Raw genomic sequence first — 16,790 nt, 5'->3', positions numbered from 1 at the left:
ATTCCGTTACCTCGACCGTAGAATGCAGCGGAGCAGAATTCTGCACCGTGGCAACGCTTGGAAGTCACGGAATGGATCCTCGGGTCTGCGCTCCGCTTCGCGTCGCTCCGCCCGTGGATGACGAAGTCGCGAGGCGCCTCGGTCAATCCCGAGTGTTCACGAACGATGAAGCACCGGCTGCCAATCGCTTAGGTCGCCTTTTCAGCACTACTAGCGCTTACCCTCTCGCGGTTATAATCGTAAGTCGATGATCAACATCCTGCGCGCGCCCGATTCCCAGCAAAGCCAGCGGCTGCGGCTCAACACGCTGATCCGCCTGCGCTGGCTCGCCATCGTCGGCCAGAGCATCGCGGTGCTCGTCGTCGCCTATGGCCTGAAATTCCCGCTGCCGGTGTCGATGTGCTTCGCGTTGATCGCCTTGTCGGCCTGGATGAATCTGTGGCTCACCTTCCGCTATCCGGCGGCGCATCGGCTCACCCCGCTTTCGGCCTTCGCCATCCTCACCTTCGACGGCATCCAGCTTACCGGCCTGCTTTACATGACCGGCGGYCTGACCAACCCGTTTTGCGTGCTGCTGTCCGTGCCGGTCGTCATCTCGGCCGCGTCGCTGCCGCTGCGGTTCACCGCGATCCTCGGCGCGCTGGTCATGGTGGCCGCGACGTTGCTGGTGTTCTTTCACCTGCCGCTGCCCTGGTATGAGGGATCGCCGCTGCCGATGCCCTTCATCTATGTCGCCGGCATGTGGATGGCGGTCTTCGCCTCGATCGCCTTCACCGCCATCTATGCCTTCCGCGTCGCCGCGGAAGCGCGCCTGCTCGCCAACGCTTTGGCCGCCACCGAACTGGTGCTGCAGCGCGAGCAGCATCTTTCGGCCCTGGACGGGCTGGCTGCCGCCGCCGCGCATGAGCTCGGCACGCCATTGGCCACCATCACCGTCGTCGCCAAGGAGATGGAAAAGGCGCTCGGCAAGGATCCGAAATATGGCGAGGACGTCAAGCTGCTGCGCTCGCAGAGCGAGCGTTGCCGCGAGATCCTGAAGCGGCTGACCAGCCTTTCGTCGGAAGGCGAGGCGCATCTGTCGCGCATGCCGCTCACCTCGCTGATCGAGGAGGTGACGGCGCCGCATCGCGATTTCGGCATCTCGATCCGGCTGCGACCCGGCGAGCGTATCGGCCCCGAGCCGGTCGGGCGGCGCAGCCCCGGCGTCATCTACGGGCTCGGCAATCTGGTCGAGAACGCCGTCGATTTCGCCCGCAAGTCCRTCACCGTCAGCTGGAGCTGGGACAATGAGGCGGTCACCTTCACCATCACCGATGACGGGCCGGGATTCCCGGCCGAGATCATCGATCGCATCGGCGAACCCTACATGTCGACGCGCCAGGGCACGGAGGCCGGCGGCGGCCTGGGGCTGGGCTTGTTCATCGCCAAGACCTTGCTGGAGCGCTCCGGCGCCACCATCGATTTCCGCAATTCGAGCGGGCTCGGCGAGGGCGCGGTGGTGCAGATTTCCTGGCCGCGCGGCCTCTTCCTCAACCAGGACCAGGCTTCGGCCACCATGTTCGACAACGCGTAAATCTTGGTTGGACGGTGCTTAAACCTTGCAATTGCCGCATGGCAGCTCTGTTGCCGGCTCTAAAAATTGGACATTGTTCTTGCAGGACTGTATCTGCGTAAAAGTGAGGCATGTCGCCTAAAACCGTGCAGCGGCTTTGGGAAGACGACATGCCCGGAAACAAGGATCGGAAGGGCCCCCCGCCAGAATAGGTTCGGCGCGGTGCGCTTCAGATCAGTAGGATGCCGATAAGATGAGCGGAGACGAAACGACTGGCGCAATGGTCGAGGGCGAGGACACCTCGCTGCTCATCGTCGAGGACGACAAGCCGTTCCTCACCCGRCTTGCCCGGGCCATGGAGACAAGGGGCTTTGTGGTCGAGACGGCGGAGAGCGTGGAAGAGGCGGTCGCCAAGGCGCGCGCCCATCCGCCGGYCTATGCGGTGGTCGACATGCGGCTGGGCGACGGCAACGGCCTCGATGTCGTGGYCGCCATCCGCGAGAAGCGCGACGACGCCCGCGCCATCATCCTGACCGGCTACGGCAACATCGCCACCGCGGTGACGGCGGTGAAGCTCGGCGCCGTCGACTACCTCTCGAAGCCCGCCGATGCCGACGACGTGTTCGCCGCGCTTACCCGCACCTCGGGCGAGCGCGCGGCGCCGCCGGAAAACCCGATGTCGGCCGATCGCGTGCGCTGGGAGYACATCCAGCGCGTCTACGAAATGTGCGACCGCAACGTTTCCGAGACGGCGCGCCGCCTGAACATGCACCGCCGCACGCTGCAGCGGATCCTCGCAAAGCGGGCACCGCGCTAATCAGCGCTGAGCGCGCAGTGTTATGCACCTCCAGGCCGGCCTTGGTCCGGCTTGCAGTAAAGATGCCAACCGCCAAGGCCGGCGCTGCCCCTCATCGCCCTGCCGGGCACTTCTCCCCGTATGGTGACGGGGAGAAGGGGCCGTCCGAAGCCTTGGCGCTTTTCTTGCAACGTTGGCGATTGGYGAAACCGCCGGCGACAGCGCCCTTCTCCCCGTTCCACGGGGAGAAGATGCCGGCAGGCAGATGAGGGGCGGCGCCGGCGTTCGCAAAATTGTGGCGCTTGCCCGGCCGTTGAAGTTTGCGCATCATCGCGCCGCCGAAAGGGAAGCGAGGAGTCGAAATGCAGGCTTTGGATCAACGGCCGAGATCGATCCTGCGCGAGTTCCTCGACGGCGAGGCCGCCGGCGGCATCATCCTGATGGTGGCCGCGGCCCTTGCATTGATCGTCGCCAACTCGCCTTTGGCCGAGACCTATTTCGCCGTCCTGCACGCCTATCTCGGGCCGCTCAGCGTCTCGCACTGGATCAATGACGGGCTGATGGCGGTGTTCTTCCTGCTGGTCGGGCTGGAGATCAAGCGCGAGATGCTTGACGGACAGCTCTCGACCTGGCCGCGCCGCGTGCTGCCGGGCATCGCCGCCGCCGGCGGCATGGCGGTGCCGGCGCTGGTCTATGTCCTGATCAACCGCGACAATCAGGCGGCGCTCTCCGGCTGGGCGATCCCCACCGCCACCGACATCGCCTTTGCGCTCGGCGTGCTTTCGCTGCTCGGCAGCCGCGTGCCCGCCGCGCTGAAGGTCTTCCTCACCGCTCTGGCCATCATCGACGATCTCGGCGCCGTCGTCATTATCGCGCTGTTCTACACCAGCGGCCTGTCGTTCGCCTATCTGGCCGCCGCCTTCGTGGTCATTGCCTTGCTCGTCCTGCTCAACCGCATGCGGGCCATGAAACTCTGGCCRTATCTCCTGCTCGGCGTCGTCTTGTGGGTGCTGGTGCTGAAATCGGGCGTGCATGCCACGTTGGCCGGCGTCGCGCTGGCGCTCACCATCCCGCTGGAGCGTTCTCCCGGCATCAGCCACGATACGGGACATTCGCCGCTGCACCGGCTGGAGCACGGCCTGCACAAGCTCGTGCCCTTCATCGTCATCCCGATCTTCGGCTTTGCCAATGCCGGGGTCTCGCTCGGCGGCCTGAGCCTTGCAGCCCTTGTCGAACCGCTGACGCTGGGCGTCGCCGCCGRCCTGGTTCTCGGCAAGCTGGTCGGCGTTTTCGGCTCCTCGGCGCTGGCGATCCGGCTCGGCCTCGCCGACCTGCCGGTCAATGCCGGCTGGCTGCATATGCTGGGCATTTCGCTGCTGTGCGGCATCGGCTTCACCATGAGCCTGTTCATCGGCCTGCTCGCCTTCGCCGCCGACCCGGCGCTCCAGGACGCGGTGAAGGTCGGCATCCTCGCGGGGTCGCTGGTTGCCGCGCTGCTCGGCGCCGCCGTGCTGCTGACGGCACCGGCGGCCGGCGGGGCGGAAGAAGATCTGGGCTGATCCTCAGGACGCAACTGGCTCCGGCGGCAGGCCGAAGGCCGCGAACAAGGCGGGGCCGAGCGGCGGGACATAGATCGTCAGCGCGGCGATTCTGTCTTCGGCTGGTTCGATCACATGCAGCGAATGCGGCCGCCAGGCGGAATCCTGGCGGCCGAGCGCGTAGACCCCCACGGCCGGCTGGGCGTTGGCGCCGATGGCCACCGCTCGATAGGCGGCAAAATTTCCCCAGACGGTTCGGAGGAAAGCGCCGACGGCCGGGCGCCCATGGTACCATTCCCGCCATGGCGGCATGTGGTAGACGGCGTCCTCGCGCAGCAGGTCGACGAGTCTGTCGAGATTGTCGGCCTGCCAGGCCTGCATATAGCGTTCGAGCAGCACGCCTTCGTCCGCGCTGGGTCGCGACCGCTGCGTCGTGCGCACCTGGCGATTGCCCAGCGTCGCGCGGGCCCGCTGCAAGGCGCTGTTGATCGAGGCCGTCGATCCGCCGAGCAACTGCGCCGTCTCGATGGCGGACCATCCGAGCACATCGCAGAGCAGCAGGGCCGCGCGCTGCCGCGGCGGCAACAACTGGATCGCCGCGACGAAAGCGAGCCGCACGGCCTCGCGGGCCTCGTAGCGCGCTTCCGGACCAGGCCTGTCGTCGGCAATATCCGGGAGCTCCACGTCCGGATATGGATCCAGCCAGGCGAGCTCCGCGGTCGGGCCACCGTTCGCGCCTCCTTCGGAGGGCGACCGTCCAGGCTGTTCGAGAATGCGCCCAGCCGACGACCGTGCCTTGATCGCGTTGAGGCAGCTCTTGGTGGCGATCGCGTAAAGCCAGCCGCGCGCCGAGCCGCGCCCGTCGAATTGCGACCGCGCGCGCCAGGCCTTGAGGAACGTCTCCTGGACGAGATCGTCCGCCTCGTTGAGCGAGCCCATCATCCGGTAGCAATGCAGCTTGAGCGCGCGGCGGTGGGCGACGGTCAGGCGCTCGAAGGCCAGCCGGTCGAGCACCGGCTGGCCCGGCCGGCCCAAAGGCTCGATAGGGCCGGCAGCATCAGTCATGGGAAGCCCCGGGGCGCTGAATCCGACCCGCATCCTGCGCGCCTCATGCCGCCGCCGCAAGGCCGCTGCCGCTTACCGTGAAGGAACTGCCCTGCGGCTTGCCTGTCGCGAGCTCGACCACCGCCCGTCCGACATCGTCCGGCGTCTGCATGTCGCTCAAGCTGGCGAGGAAGTCGGCCGGGCGGATGCCCATATAGGCGGCGATGCTGTCGATGCCGCGATCGCCGACCCCGGTGCCCGGCATGATGCGGGCCGGCGAAAGCGCCATGAAACGCAGGCCGAGGCCGAGCTTGTCCGATTCCTTCTGGCAATGGCCGGCCAAAAATATCTGCATGCGCTTGGCGCCGGCATAGCCGCCCGAATTCGGCGGGCCGCCGGTGATGGCGGCGCCGCTGGCAATCAGCACCACCCGGCTGCCCGCTTTGAGTCGACCCTTGAGGGCTTCGCGGCAGAACAGGAACGATGCCTTGACGTCCATTTCCCAGTTCGCCGAGAAGACGTCCCAGCTCTGCTCCTGGATCGGCGCGGCAGCGGCGAGCGCCCCCGCGCAGACCACCAGCAGGTCGGGCGCCAGCGCATCGAAAACCGCCTGCGGCGCGGCTTCCGCCGTCGCATCCGCGGCCAATGTCTTCAAGCCCGGGCGTTCCCAGGCAAGCTGCTTCAGGTCGGCGGCGCCTCGGGCGACGGCAAGCACGGTCGCTCCCGCGCCAAGCGCGGCTTCCACGATCGCGCGGCCGACGCCCCGGCTGCCTCCGACGACGACGACATTCTGATTTTGCAACGGTTTCATGTGATCACCTCTTCCAGGCCGCCGGCCATCCGGACGCGCCTGTAGGTGAAGACAATCGGGATGAGCGAAAATCATCGGTGCGAGATGAAAATTCTTGCCGGCCGCAGGCGAGGGGAGGTTCGAGCCTGGCCCCACGCCAGACGTCAAGGACCCCGGCACCTAATCCTCGGGAAAAGAACCTATTCGCTCTCGCCGTCCAGCGCCGGCACGGCGACGCCGGCAAGCTCGGCTGCCAGGAGCCGCGCGGCGCCCGCCCGCGCGATCCGCAGCATCAGCGCCTTGCGCGTCGCGGCCGCCATGCGGTGCTCCGGCGCATCGCGCAGGATCTCCGCGCCGTAGCCGTCGGAAAGGATGAAGCCGCATTCCTCGGGAAAGATGTCAGCCGGCACGCCGGGATGGGTGGCGAAGAAGAAGCGGTCGGAGTGCAGCCGGTAGTCCGRCCATTTGCGGTCGACGCGAAAATCCTCGATCGAGGATTTGATCTCGATGATCCAGATGTCGCCCTGCCTGGTCAGCGCGACGAGATCGGCGCGCCGCCCGGTGGCCAAAGACAGCTCCGGCAGCACATGCGCGCCCATTTCGGTGAGCAGCCGCTGCACGCCGCGCCGCACCAGCATGGCCCGCTCCGACTGGCGGCCGTCGATCAACGGGTTGAGGGGAATCGGGGAAACGATGGGCATGGGACGCACCATGCCAGATTTTGTTCACGGTTTGAACCCGCAATGGGCGCACGATTATATATTTTGAAAAGCCGGGAGCGCTGATACGAAAAGCGCATGAGGCAACCCAATAAGTTTATGATGCGAGCCGTTGTAATCGCTATGGAGCTTGCTCTAGCCTGGCTGGTTGCCCAATCCCTTTGGACAAGCCGGATTCCTTTCAAGGATCACCCCATAGAGCGAGCCCTTGACCCATTTACTTACTGGGTCGAGTTGGCCTTAATGGCGTTCGCTATGGTAACCGTGCCGCTCTGGATGCTCTACCGAGAGCGGCAAGGGCGCTAAAGCCTACTTAGACCCACCCGCAGACCAGCGGTTTGACCTCTAGCTGCGATTGTATTTTACAATACTTAACCGCCCGGCGATAGGTTTCTACCTTGGGTTTTGAACCGGGGAGCGGCCATTTGGATTGGCAATCTATAGCAAAAGGATGGCGGCGGTTCTGGTCGGAACGGCTCGTAAAGCAGGAAGACGTCGAGACTCGAGACTTCACGCTATCGTTCAAAGTTTATCGTTCTGACGATGGTGCGCAGACATGCCGTATGAGTTTTCATACGGCTGGCGATGCATAGTCTTTCCAATTCCCGATGGTGATGTGGACCGCTTTATCCAAGCCGCTCAGGAAGCTAGGGCACAGCTAGCGACTCAGGCCCAACAAGCGGATGAATGCGGCGTCCTGTGAAAGATATAATCGCCAAAGGGCGGGCGATTATACAGACCGGCGGTCGAAATCCGTCGCTAGTGCGAGGCGACGGGATCCTGCTGTGATCCGATGGCTGGACAAAGGCCGGTTGGGCGCGGGTAACCTTGGGGACGAGCCGGTCCCGCGCTCCAGCGCGATTACGGTGCCGGTTTGTGAGTTCACGATCTAGCGCGACCCGGCCCAAAACGGGGGGAACATTGCCTGACCTCCCACGTTGTGCAGCGCGGCGCATCCCGTAGGACTGGAACACTGCTTGTCGTGCCGCCGTTGGGGATGACCTGACAGCCCGCCCGTGACAGCCATCTCGGGCGGGCCAGCTTTAAGGTGATCTGGCCCAAACCGGCGGATGAATTCAGCCAGATGCACTCCTGAGCTTGGCCATCGAGTCAGTGCGGATTCCTGACAGCCCGTGGAATATGAGGGCTTCGGGGACCCTTATTGCGAATCCSCCGCTCGAAATTCATCCGCCAGGAGCCTGGCCAGGTGGTCGCGGCTCAGGCTCAATGTCTCTTTCAGGAACCACAGGAAGTTGCTCGGGCCGTCCGTCGGCAGGCCGCTTTCCTCAGCCTGGGCGATGACCGCGCGCTGGCGCTCGATCCGCTGTTCGATCTCGCGGATATGCTGCTCGACCCGTCCGATGTCTTCCTGGAGACTCATGGCCGGCAATCTCATTGTGCACAATCGTCAAGATAGCACCAAACCGGAAATGCGTGGAGCGTAAAGCCAAGCGGGATGCTTGGCCGTGGTTCACGCAAGATTAGGTCTTGCTAACCATGCCCCTCGGCAGCAATCTCGCCCTGAGAGGATTTCCCCATGACCCGCGATCAGATGCTTGCCCACCTCCGGTCCGCCGACGCCGTCGCGCGCGAGGCGGCGGTGCATGGGCATCATCCGTTCGGCTGCGTGCTGATCGGGCCGGACGATCGCGTTTTGATGCGGCAGGGCAATCTCGACACGGTGCGCCATGCCGAGACGGAGCTCGCCCGCCGCGCCGCGGCGGCCTATGAGCCTGAGTTCCTGTGGCAATGCACGTTGGTCTCGACCTTCGAACCGTGCGCGATGTGCGCCGGCACGATGTACTGGGCGAATATCGGGCGCCTGGTCTATGGGGTCGAGGAAACCAGCCTCCTGGCGCTCACCGGCGATCACGAGGAGAATCCGACGATGAACCTCGCCTCGCGCACCGTCTTCGCCTCCGGCCAGAAGAAGATCGAGGTCTTCGGCCCCTTTCCCGAAATCGCCGACGAATTGCTCGCCCCGCATCGCGATTTCTGGAAGCGCTGACACGGTCTCAGAAGCTGGCGTTTCCCGCCTCGTTGAATCGGTAGACCAGCGACAGCGAGAGCGTCTGCACGGTCGGTTTGAAGGAAATGGCGCTGTCCGGGGCTCCGGTGGCTTCGACATACATGCCCGCGCTTCTGCGGCCGTAGTCGGCAAAGCGGTATTCGGTCTTCATGGACCAGCCCGGTGAAGCGATGCCCGTGAAGTCGAGCGTGTTCTCGACGCCGCCGCCCACGAACCAACCGCCATAATGTTGCCCCGCAACGCTCAAGGGCACGAGCGGCGCCGGGTCGAGGCCGGAGCCAGTGAACTCGGCGTGGCTGTAGCCRCCATCCACGTAGATCAGCGCGTCCGGAGTGGCCAGTACGCCGAGACGAAGCCCCGCGGCAAAGTTCAGCCTGTTGCTCGTGGTGCCAGAATATTGCTCGAAGGGCGCCTTGATCGAGCCCCTGATGTCGCCGAACTGCGCGTCGGCAAAGGCGCCGGCCACCCAATTGGGGGTGAATTGCCAGTCATAGCCCCCGCCTACGGTGGCGAAGCCGCCGCTGCCGCTGGTCCCCACCGACGGTCCCGGCGCAGGAAAGCCTCCGAAATCGGTGTACTGGTCGGCGCTCCACCAGCCGAACCCGCCGCCGGCGGAAAGATAGAACCCGCTCCAGTCCCGGGCCGGCGCTTGCCTCACGGCGTTCATGTCGGCCGCCCAAGCCGCCGGCGGCAACATGCTTGCGATCACGATACCGGCCGCGTGCAAAAATCTCATGCGAAAGTCCCCGAAATTGATCTTGGCACGTGCAGCCATGGCTGATTTTGCGGCTGCCGTCTTGGACGGACGGGCTCCGGCATTGGATGGGCGGGCGCGGTTTGAAATCGATTGGGAATGTGGCGCGGCTRCAACGAACACCGATCCAAATGATCACAGCTTGGACCGGGTGGCTCTAGGATTGGACTGGGGAGCCTTTTGGCTTCTTTTTGGTCGACCCCCGCTGGCACAGTCGTGCTAGGCTGAGAACGGGGCAAACAGATTTCCATCCATGCAGAAGATCGATTTTTCGTCGGCCAGCCTGCCAGCGCATCTGAGCGACAGGGATCGCTTTCGCCTCTGGCGCGACATGTGGATGGAGCAACTTGGCAATGCCGAGATCAGGCATGCCGAGGACAAGCCTTTCGCGACGGCGACGAAGATGCGCTTCCTCGGCGAGCTTCGCGTCGGCCTGTTCGAGACCACGACCGAATACTATGTGCGCACGCGCCGGCATGTCGCCAACGACCGCGACGATATCTTCGYCGGATTCTACCGCAGCCCCAAGCCGCAGATATGGTCGGTCGCCGATTGCGATCTGTCGCTGCGGCTCGGCAACGGCATCGCCTACAACGTCGCCCAGCCCTGCCGCAGCTTCACCGACGGCGTCACGTCATGGGTCCTGGCCTMCATCCCCCGCGCCTCGTTGCTGAGACAGGTGCCGCATGCCGACGACCGCCCGGTGACGCGGCTCGACCCGGYAAGTCCCGCCGTGCGCCATCTGGAGCGCATGATCGACTTCCTGCTTCGATCCGAGGAGGTGGATGAGGAGCCGGCGCTTTCGCGGCAGGCCGGAACGGCGCTGGCCGATCTGATCGTGCTGGCGCTGGGGGCCAAGGGCGATGCCGCGGAGATCGCGATCGGCCGCGGGCTGCGCGCGGCGCGGCTGCGTGAAGCTTTGGCGGTGATCGAGTTACGCTTCACCGACCCGGCGCTGTCGACGGAGATGGTGGCCCGTGCGATCGGGCTTTCGCGTCGATATCTCAACACGCTTCTGCTCGAGAGCGGCAGCACCTTTGCCGAGCGCGTGCTGGAGCTACGGCTGCGCAAGGCATGCGCCATGCTGTCGGACATCCGCAACGACGCCACGAAGGTAAGCGACATCGCGCTCGCCGCGGGCTTCAACGACGTATCCTATTTCAACCGGCGGTTCCGGGCTCGCTTCGGCGCCTCGCCCACGCAATATCGCGGCGGGTAATTTCTTTCAGGCGGATACTTGGTCCGCCGCGCCCGCCATGTCGTCCAGGATCGGGCAGTCCGGCCTGTCATCGCCATGGCAGGCATGGATGAGCTTCTGCAGCGTCGAGCGCATCGACTGCAATTCACGCACCTTCTCTTCGATCGCCCTGACATGGGCGGCGGCGATCTCGCGCACGTCGTGGCTGGCGCGGCCACGATCCTCATAGAGCGCCATCAGCTGCCTGCAATCTTCGATTGAGAAGCCGAGATTGCGCGCACGGCGCAGGAAGGCCAGCCGATGGACGTCGTCGCCGGAGTAGTCGCGATAGCCGTTCCCGGCCCGCGCCGGGCGGATCAGGCCGATCTCCTCATAGTAGCGGATGGTCTTGGCCGGCAGGCCGGAACGCTCGGCGGCATCACCGACATTCATGGCACTCTCCTTGGACTCCAGGCGGCTCTATGAGCCGCCTCATTGATTTTGTTTCACAATCCTGTGAACCCTGTTGCCGAAATGCCGCAGTTCGGCACTTACCGGCAGGTAAGGTCTTGCATATAGGCAGTGCGCGCTTGGCAAGCAAAAGAAATGCCAGCATGAATGATGGCAGCAAAGCGGCCGACTCGTGCCGCTGCCATAGAGACGGGGCGTCGGACCTATTCATGCGCTTGAAGTCATTTGCAATCCTCGCCGCTCTTGCGCTGTCGACCGCGATCAGCGGGTGYAGCACCATCGGCGGGCAAATGTTCACCAACAACTATGGCGCGATGACCGATGCCGGCTATCAGCTGCCGCGCATCCCGATCGAAAAAGTCCCCGCCAGGTATCACCGCCAGGAAGTGCGGTATGACTCCCCCGAGAAGCCGGGCACCATCATCGTCGATACCCAGAACAAGTTCCTTTACTTCATCGAAGGCGACGGCATGGCGATGCGCTACGGCATCGGCGTCGGCCGCGAAGGTTTTGAATGGCACGGCACCGCCCATATCGCGCTGAAGCGCGAATGGCCGACCTGGACGCCGCCGGCGCCGATGATCAAGCGCCAGCCCGAGCTCGCCAAATTTGCCGGCGGCATGGAGCCGGGTCTGAAGAACCCGCTCGGCGCGCGCGCCATGTATCTCTTCAACAAGGGCGGTGACATGGGCTACCGCCTGCATGGCAGCCCGGAATGGTTCTCGATCGGCAAGGCGATGTCGTCGGGCTGCATCCGGTTGATGAACCAGGATATTATCGACCTCTACGACCGCACGTCGGTCGGCGCCAAGGTCATCGTGATGTAAGGACCATGATCCCGAAAGGTGGAAGCCGGTTTTCGGAAAAGATCATGGTCAACTAAAGAGTTTCGCAAGCGGACCGTCTAGGCAACAACAAGACGTCCTGAAAACAAAAAACCGGGCTGTTGGGGCCCGGTTTTTTGTTTTCTGCGTTCTGGATCAGAACTCGCTCCGCCGCCACGCGGCTGGCGGACTCTCAGGCGACTTGCTCGACCTGCTGCACCTCGGGAACGAAGTGACGAAGCAGGTTCTGGATGCCGTGCTTCAGCGTCGCCGTCGACGACGGGCAGCCGGCGCAGGCGCCCTTCATATGCAGGAACACCGTGCCGTTCTCGAAACCGCGGAAGGTGATGTCGCCGCCGTCCTGCGCGACGGCCGGACGCACCCGCGTATCGAGCAGTTCCTTGATGGTCAGCACCAGCTCCTCGTCGGCCTTGTCGTAGAACTCGCCGGTCCCGCCGGCTTCGCTCGCCGGAGCGGCCGAAGCCATGACCGGCGCGCCGGACATGAAATGCTCCATGATGGCGCCGAGTATCGCCGGCTTCAGATGCTGCCAGTCCGGGCCGTCCTTGGTCACCGTGATGAAATCATAGCCGAAGAAAACCCCGGTGACGCCCGGGATCTCGAACAGCCGGCCGGCCAGCGGCGAGGCCTCCGCCGCGGCTTCGGCGTTGCGGAAATCGGCGGTGCCTTCGCGCAGCACTTCCTTGCCGGGAAGAAACTTCAACGTCGCCGGATTCGGCGTCGATTCGGTCTGGATGAACATGGGTATCTCCAGGCCCTTCGCGGGCCGATAGTTTGGAATAGTTCTAAATAGGCTCTATCGGCTGGACATTCAAGCGAAACGCGTCGCTGCGAACGGCTGGCTGGCGGAATGTTTTATCGCCTCCGCCATGAGTTTTGAAGTGGGTCGCGGTGGTCGGGTTGGCGGTCGCCCGATTGAGATGGCTTAAGCGAGACTGTCGATCTCTTCGTCGGACAGGTTCTGCGGCACCACCGTCACTGGAATAGGGAAAGCCGCGCCGCGGCCGGCAACCGCGCTGACCAGCGGTCCCGGGCCTTCCTTGCCGGCGCCGGCCGCCAACACCAGGATGGCGATGTCCTGATCGTCCTCGATCAGCTTGTGGATCTCCTCGGTCGGCTTGCCTTCGCGCACGACCAGTTCCGGCTCGATGCCGACGCTCTGACGCACCTTGTTGGCGTAGCCGTCGAGTGCCCCGCGCGCCGTCGCGTTTGCTTCCTCGCGCATGATCTTTTCCACGCCCAGCCAGTGCTGGAAATCGTCCGGCTCGATGACATAGAGCAGTACCAGCACGCCGCTGGTGTGCTGCGCCCGCTTCGAGGCATAGGCGACGGCGCGCTCGCATTCCGGCGTGTCGTCGATGATCGCCAGGAATTTTCTGCGATGCCCGGCTTCGCGGCTGAGGCGTTTGGAGACCATGTCTATCTGCTCGGTATGGTTTCAGCCGCAATCTGCCACCGCCACGGACCGGCGGCAAGCCGCCGGCCGGTACGGCAATGGTCCCAGAGCAATTCCAGGAAAAGTGTGTAGCGGTTTTCCGTCCGGAATTGCGTCGAAACAACTACTTGTCGATCAGTCCTGCAGCAGGCCGATGATGTCGCGAACCGTCTTCATCGTGCCCTCGGCGATCGCGCGGGCGCGGTCGCCGCCATCCTTGAGCACGGCATCGACATAGGCGCGGTCGCCCTCGATGCGGCGCATCTCCGCAGCGATCGGCGCCAGCTTTTCCACGGCAAGGTCGGCAAGCGCCGGCTTGAACACGGAAAACTGCTGGCCGCCATATTGCTTCAGCACGTCTTCCTTCGAGATCTCCGCCAGGCCGGCATAGATGCCGACGAGGTTTTCCGCCTCGGGCCGGCTTTCCAGCCCGTCGATCTCGCTCGGCAAGGCCTCCGGATCGGTCTTGGCCTTGCGGATCTTCTTCGAGATGGTGTCGGCGTCGTCCGTCAGGTTGATGCGCGAGAGGTCAGACGGGTCCGACTTCGACATCTTCTTGGAACCGTCGCGCAGGCTCATGATGCGCGCCGCCGGGCCGCCGATGACCGGTTCGGTGATCGGGAAATAGCCGTTCACCGTCTCCTCGCCTATCCTCATCTCGACGCCGACGCCGAGCGCCGCGATCTTCTCGGAGAAGTCGTTGTTGAATTYCTGCGCGATATCGCGGGTGAGCTCCAGATGCTGCTTCTGGTCCTCGCCCACCGGCACATGGGTGGCGCGGTAAAGCAGGATGTCGGCGGCCATCAGGCTCGGATAGGCGAGCAGGCCGAGCGAGGCGTTCTCGCGGTCCTTRCCTGCCTTGTCCTTGAACTGCGTCATGCGGTACATCCAGCCGATGCGTGCCACGCAGTTGAAGATCCAGGCCAGCTCGGCGTGCTGGATGACCCGCGACTGATTGAAGACGATGTGCTTCTTCGGGTCGATGCCGGAGGCCAGGAACGCTGCGGTGATCGAGCGCGTCYGGTCGCCGAGGTCCTGGTGCACGAGCTGCGCCGTCAGCGAATGCAGGTCGACGACGCAATAGATGCAGTCGGACTGTTCCTGTAGGGCGACGAATTTCTTGATGGCGCCGAGATAATTGCCGAGATGCAGATTGCCGGTCGGCTGGACGCCCGAAAAGACGAGTGGCTTGAAGGCGGTCATGATGTCCTCATGGCTTGTGGAGGGCCGTTTCGCGCGCGGCGAAAGTCTTTCGACGGCGCGCTTATGAACGAAGGTGGTTGTGGGATCAAGAGCTTGGAATTGAGCCAATTGAGACGAGCTCACAATTGACACTCCGTGGATGGAACTACATACTACTGGCTACACGCAGAAATGTAGACATGACCATCAACATCAACAACAAGGAAGYCGACAGGCTGACACGGGCCTTCGCTAAAGTCGAAGGGGTCGGTCTCACCGAGGCGATCGTGATTGCGATGCGGGAGGCATTGGAGCGTCGCCGCAATCGTGAAACGCCTTTGGAAACGGYGGCGCGGTTGCGGGCTGAATTTGGGATCAAGCTCAGCGAGCAAGCGCGCAAGCCGCTGCCTCGCTCGGTCTACGATGAATTGTCGGGCGACGACTGATGTTTGTCGACGCAGCAGCCATCGTCGCGATGCTGAGCAACGAGGTCGAAGCCGAACGCTGCGCGCGAGCGGTCACCGAAGCATCGGCACCGTTCACTTCCGCCATCGCCGTGTGGGAAGCCGCCATGGCGCTAGCTCGGCCGGAAAAGCTGGCCATACCGGTCGTCAGAAGTGCGGAGATTGTAGGCCGCTTTCTCGAAGAACGCGCAATTGCGTTACGCGAGCTTCCGCCGGCGCCCGAGGCAGCGTCGCTATCCATTGAGGCCGCGTCACGATTTCGCAGCAACGCCATGCGCCTGAACATGGCGGATTGTTTCCACTACGCTTGCGCTCGCTATTACGCCGTTCCGATGCTCTCTACGGCAGACGAATTCAGGCTCACGGATCTGGAGACTGTTCCGTAACAGGCGGCGTTGTCTTCGACCCGCGCCGAACGTTCCGGCGGATCATGCCGAAATCGGCGCCGCCGGTGCCGAAGGCGGCGATGAAATAGAGCGCCGCACCCCCGCCGACCAGCGCGAACAGCGTCGTCGCCTTCACCACCAGCGGCGAGCCGGGACCGAGCCTGGCGGCGAAGTAGTGTTCGGCGAAGTAAAGCGCCGTCGCCATGATCGCCGCCGACAGCACCAGCCGCGGAATACGCTTCAAGAGCGGGATGTCGCGGCCCCAATGGCCGCGCCTGATCAGCATGCCGAGCAGCATCAGCGCGTTGACCCAGCCGGCGACGGCCGAGGCCACCGCGATGCCCGGCGCGCCCATCGAAGGGAACAAAGTCAATGCGGTGGCGACGTTCACGCCGACCGAGATTGCTGCGAAGATCATCGGCGTGCGCGTGTCCTCGCGCGCGAAATAGCCCGGCGTGAAAGCCTTGATCAGCACGAAGGCCGGCAGGCCGAGGCCGAAGATCGCGAGGATGGAAGCGACAATCGGCGTCGAGTGGTTGGCGGCGAAGGCGCCGCGCTCATAGACCAGCCGCACGATCGGCTCCGACATCACCCAGAGTGCGGCGGCCGCCGGCAACGTCATGAACAGGGTGAACTCGACCGAGCGGTTCTGCAGATTGGCGGCCTCGATCAGATTGCCCGATTTCAGCGCCCGCGACAGTTCCGGCAAAAGCACGATGGCGACGGCCACGCCGACGACGCCGAGCGGCAGCTGGTAGATGCGGTCGGCATAGGCGAGCGAGGACACGGCGCTGTTCTGCCCCGAGGCGATCGCCGTGCCGATCAGCTGGTTGATCTGGGTTATGCCGCCGGTGATCGCCGCCGGCAGCGCCAGGATCAGCAGCCGCTTGACGTTGGGCGTCATCTTCGGCCGGCGGAAGCCGATCGAGATGCCGGCATGGCGCACCGCCACCCAGACGATGGCGAGCTGCACGATGCCCGCCGCCAGCACGCCCCAGGACAGCCCGAAGCCGACATCATGCGCGTCGAGCCCGTGATACCAGGCATAGGCGAGCACGCTGATCAGGATGATGTTGAGGAAGGCGGGCGCGATCGCCGCCGCGAAATAGCGGCGCAGCGAGTTCAGCATGCCCGCCATCATGGCGCCGAGCGACATGCAGATGAGATAAGGGAACATGATCGTCGCAAGCGTGACGGTCGTCTCGAACTTGCCCGGAATGTCGGCGAAGCCCGGCGCCACCAGGTAGCGCACGATCAGCGGCATCGCGAGTTCCATCGCGATGGTCAGCGCCAAAAGCGCCGAAAACAGCACGCCGAACACTTCCTCCGAGAAGCGCTTGGCGCCTTCATTGCCGTGCTGCTCGATCTCCTTGGCGAAGAGCGGCACGAAAGCGGCGTTGAAGGCGCCTTCGGCGAACAGCCGGCGGAAGGTATTGGGGAACTGGAAGGCGGCGTTGAAGGCATCGGCGACCGGCCCGGTGYCGAGCGCCGCCGCCATCAGCATCTCGCGGCCGAAACCCAGCGCGCGGCTCATCAGCGTGCCGGAGGCGACGGTGGCGAATTTCTTGACGAGGCTCATGCTGGGAATGACTGCCAGAAAAATTGCGT

The 16,790-nt window shown here is 64.2% G+C and carries 18 protein-coding genes; 8 read left to right on the top strand and 10 right to left on the bottom strand.

All coding sequences use genetic code 11. From position 1 onward, the window contains the following. Positions 1 to 247: 247 nt before the first annotated feature. From LCM4576_RS32615 to nhaA, 3 genes are all read left to right on the top strand, one after another. A complete protein-coding gene (locus LCM4576_RS32615; RefSeq protein ID WP_071036413.1) occupies positions 248 to 1,573 on the top strand; it encodes an ActS/PrrB/RegB family redox-sensitive histidine kinase in 1,326 nt (441 codons plus the stop codon). A 232-nt stretch (positions 1,574 to 1,805) separates the two neighbouring features. After that, positions 1,806 to 2,369, top strand: coding sequence for an ActR/PrrA/RegA family redox response regulator transcription factor (locus LCM4576_RS32610; RefSeq protein ID WP_071036412.1), 564 nt, complete (start codon positions 1,806 to 1,808; stop codon positions 2,367 to 2,369). A 341-nt stretch (positions 2,370 to 2,710) separates the two neighbouring features. Further along, positions 2,711 to 3,907 carry a Na+/H+ antiporter NhaA gene (nhaA, locus tag LCM4576_RS32605; protein ID WP_071036771.1) on the top strand — a complete coding sequence of 399 codons (1,197 nt, stop codon included), beginning with the start codon at positions 2,711 to 2,713 and terminating at the stop codon, positions 3,905 to 3,907. Between the two features lie 3 nt (positions 3,908 to 3,910). Here the strand turns inward: nhaA and LCM4576_RS32600 are convergent, their stop codons facing one another. The 4 genes from LCM4576_RS32600 to LCM4576_RS32580 form a co-directional block, all read right to left on the bottom strand. Then, complete coding sequence (locus LCM4576_RS32600; protein WP_071036411.1) at positions 3,911 to 4,951, bottom strand: RNA polymerase subunit sigma-70; 1,041 nt, start codon at positions 4,949 to 4,951, stop codon at positions 3,911 to 3,913. Positions 4,952 to 4,994: 43 nt separating this feature from the next. Further along, positions 4,995 to 5,741, bottom strand: a complete 747-nt coding sequence (locus LCM4576_RS32595) for an SDR family NAD(P)-dependent oxidoreductase (RefSeq protein WP_071036410.1) — start codon at positions 5,739 to 5,741, stop codon at positions 4,995 to 4,997. Positions 5,742 to 5,920: 179 nt separating this feature from the next. Continuing rightward, positions 5,921 to 6,421 (bottom strand): MmcB family DNA repair protein, encoded by a 501-nt coding sequence (locus LCM4576_RS32590; protein ID WP_071036769.1) that lies wholly within the window; start codon positions 6,419 to 6,421, stop codon positions 5,921 to 5,923. Between the two features lie 1,177 nt (positions 6,422 to 7,598). Continuing rightward, positions 7,599 to 7,835 (bottom strand): hypothetical protein, encoded by a 237-nt coding sequence (locus tag LCM4576_RS32580; RefSeq protein WP_071036408.1) that lies wholly within the window; start codon positions 7,833 to 7,835, stop codon positions 7,599 to 7,601. 141 nt (positions 7,836 to 7,976) lie between these two features. On the opposite strand from LCM4576_RS32580, the gene LCM4576_RS32575 reads away from it, so the two are divergent. Further along, the gene (locus LCM4576_RS32575) at positions 7,977 to 8,447 is read left to right on the top strand and encodes a nucleoside deaminase (RefSeq protein ID WP_041008124.1); all 471 of its coding nucleotides are present in this window, start codon (positions 7,977 to 7,979) and stop codon (positions 8,445 to 8,447) included. Between the two features lie 7 nt (positions 8,448 to 8,454). Here LCM4576_RS32575 and LCM4576_RS32570 read toward each other — a convergent pair whose 3' ends face one another. Continuing rightward, positions 8,455 to 9,243: an outer membrane protein gene (locus LCM4576_RS32570; protein ID WP_083354620.1), complete on the bottom strand. Its 789-nt coding sequence runs from the start codon at positions 9,241 to 9,243 to the stop codon at positions 8,455 to 8,457. A 232-nt stretch (positions 9,244 to 9,475) separates the two neighbouring features. Here LCM4576_RS32570 and LCM4576_RS32565 point away from each other — a divergent pair, with 232 nt between their 5' ends. Next, positions 9,476 to 10,441, top strand: a complete 966-nt coding sequence (locus tag LCM4576_RS32565) for a helix-turn-helix domain-containing protein (RefSeq protein ID WP_071036407.1) — start codon at positions 9,476 to 9,478, stop codon at positions 10,439 to 10,441. 6 nt (positions 10,442 to 10,447) lie between these two features. Here the strand turns inward: LCM4576_RS32565 and cueR are convergent, their stop codons facing one another. Beyond that, entirely contained in the window at positions 10,448 to 10,852 is a 405-nt protein-coding gene (gene cueR / locus LCM4576_RS32560) for a Cu(I)-responsive transcriptional regulator (RefSeq protein WP_071036406.1), read from the bottom strand. A 227-nt stretch (positions 10,853 to 11,079) separates the two neighbouring features. On the opposite strand from cueR, the gene LCM4576_RS32555 reads away from it, so the two are divergent. Beyond that, positions 11,080 to 11,697: a L,D-transpeptidase gene (locus LCM4576_RS32555; RefSeq protein ID WP_040988659.1), complete on the top strand. Its 618-nt coding sequence runs from the start codon at positions 11,080 to 11,082 to the stop codon at positions 11,695 to 11,697. A gap of 190 nt (positions 11,698 to 11,887) precedes the next feature. Here the strand turns inward: LCM4576_RS32555 and LCM4576_RS32550 are convergent, their stop codons facing one another. The 3 genes from LCM4576_RS32550 to trpS all read right to left on the bottom strand — a co-directional run bounded on the left by LCM4576_RS32550 (position 11,888) and on the right by trpS (position 14,353). After that, a complete protein-coding gene (locus LCM4576_RS32550; protein WP_040994447.1) occupies positions 11,888 to 12,457 on the bottom strand; it encodes a NifU family protein in 570 nt (189 codons plus the stop codon). Between the two features lie 183 nt (positions 12,458 to 12,640). Then, complete coding sequence (locus LCM4576_RS32545; protein ID WP_040988654.1) at positions 12,641 to 13,132, bottom strand: universal stress protein; 492 nt, start codon at positions 13,130 to 13,132, stop codon at positions 12,641 to 12,643. A 153-nt stretch (positions 13,133 to 13,285) separates the two neighbouring features. Then, positions 13,286 to 14,353, bottom strand: a complete 1,068-nt coding sequence (trpS, locus tag LCM4576_RS32540) for a tryptophan--tRNA ligase (protein ID WP_071036405.1) — start codon at positions 14,351 to 14,353, stop codon at positions 13,286 to 13,288. A gap of 179 nt (positions 14,354 to 14,532) precedes the next feature. Here trpS and LCM4576_RS32535 point away from each other — a divergent pair, with 179 nt between their 5' ends. Both LCM4576_RS32535 and LCM4576_RS32530 read left to right on the top strand, forming a co-directional pair. Beyond that, on the top strand, positions 14,533 to 14,778 hold the full coding sequence (locus LCM4576_RS32535) for a type II toxin-antitoxin system VapB family antitoxin (protein ID WP_071036404.1): 246 nt from the start codon (positions 14,533 to 14,535) through the stop codon (positions 14,776 to 14,778). Beyond that, positions 14,778 to 15,182, top strand: a complete 405-nt coding sequence (locus tag LCM4576_RS32530) for a type II toxin-antitoxin system VapC family toxin (RefSeq protein WP_040988650.1) — start codon at positions 14,778 to 14,780, stop codon at positions 15,180 to 15,182. Before LCM4576_RS32535 ends, LCM4576_RS32530 begins: the two co-directional genes overlap by 1 nt. On the opposite strand, the gene murJ is transcribed toward LCM4576_RS32530, so the two are convergent. After that, positions 15,157 to 16,761 (bottom strand): murein biosynthesis integral membrane protein MurJ, encoded by a 1,605-nt coding sequence (gene murJ, locus LCM4576_RS32525; protein WP_071036403.1) that lies wholly within the window; start codon positions 16,759 to 16,761, stop codon positions 15,157 to 15,159. The two genes, LCM4576_RS32530 and murJ, sit on opposite strands and share 26 nt — an antisense overlap. Positions 16,762 to 16,790: the final 29 nt, after the last annotated feature.

This window comes from Mesorhizobium sp. LCM 4576 (genome assembly GCF_001854815.1).
In the GTDB taxonomy this organism is placed as follows: domain Bacteria; phylum Pseudomonadota; class Alphaproteobacteria; order Rhizobiales; family Rhizobiaceae; genus Mesorhizobium; species Mesorhizobium plurifarium.
Note: the sequence above shows the minus strand (reverse complement) of the source record. Positions and strands in the feature narration are given on the sequence as shown.

Coding starts and splice junctions, on each gene's coding strand:
- LCM4576_RS32600 (WP_071036411.1), bottom strand. CDS start 4,951: ATGACTGATGCTGCCGGCCCTATCGAGCCTTTGGGCCGGCCGGGCCAG.
- LCM4576_RS32595 (WP_071036410.1), bottom strand. CDS start 5,741: ATGAAACCGTTGCAAAATCAGAATGTCGTCGTCGTCGGAGGCAGCCGG.
- LCM4576_RS32575 (WP_041008124.1), top strand. CDS start 7,977: ATGACCCGCGATCAGATGCTTGCCCACCTCCGGTCCGCCGACGCCGTC.
- cueR (WP_071036406.1), bottom strand. CDS start 10,852: ATGAATGTCGGTGATGCCGCCGAGCGTTCCGGCCTGCCGGCCAAGACC.
- LCM4576_RS32550 (WP_040994447.1), bottom strand. CDS start 12,457: ATGTTCATCCAGACCGAATCGACGCCGAATCCGGCGACGTTGAAGTTT.
- LCM4576_RS32545 (WP_040988654.1), bottom strand. CDS start 13,132: ATGGTCTCCAAACGCCTCAGCCGCGAAGCCGGGCATCGCAGAAAATTC.
- LCM4576_RS32530 (WP_040988650.1), top strand. CDS start 14,778: ATGTTTGTCGACGCAGCAGCCATCGTCGCGATGCTGAGCAACGAGGTC.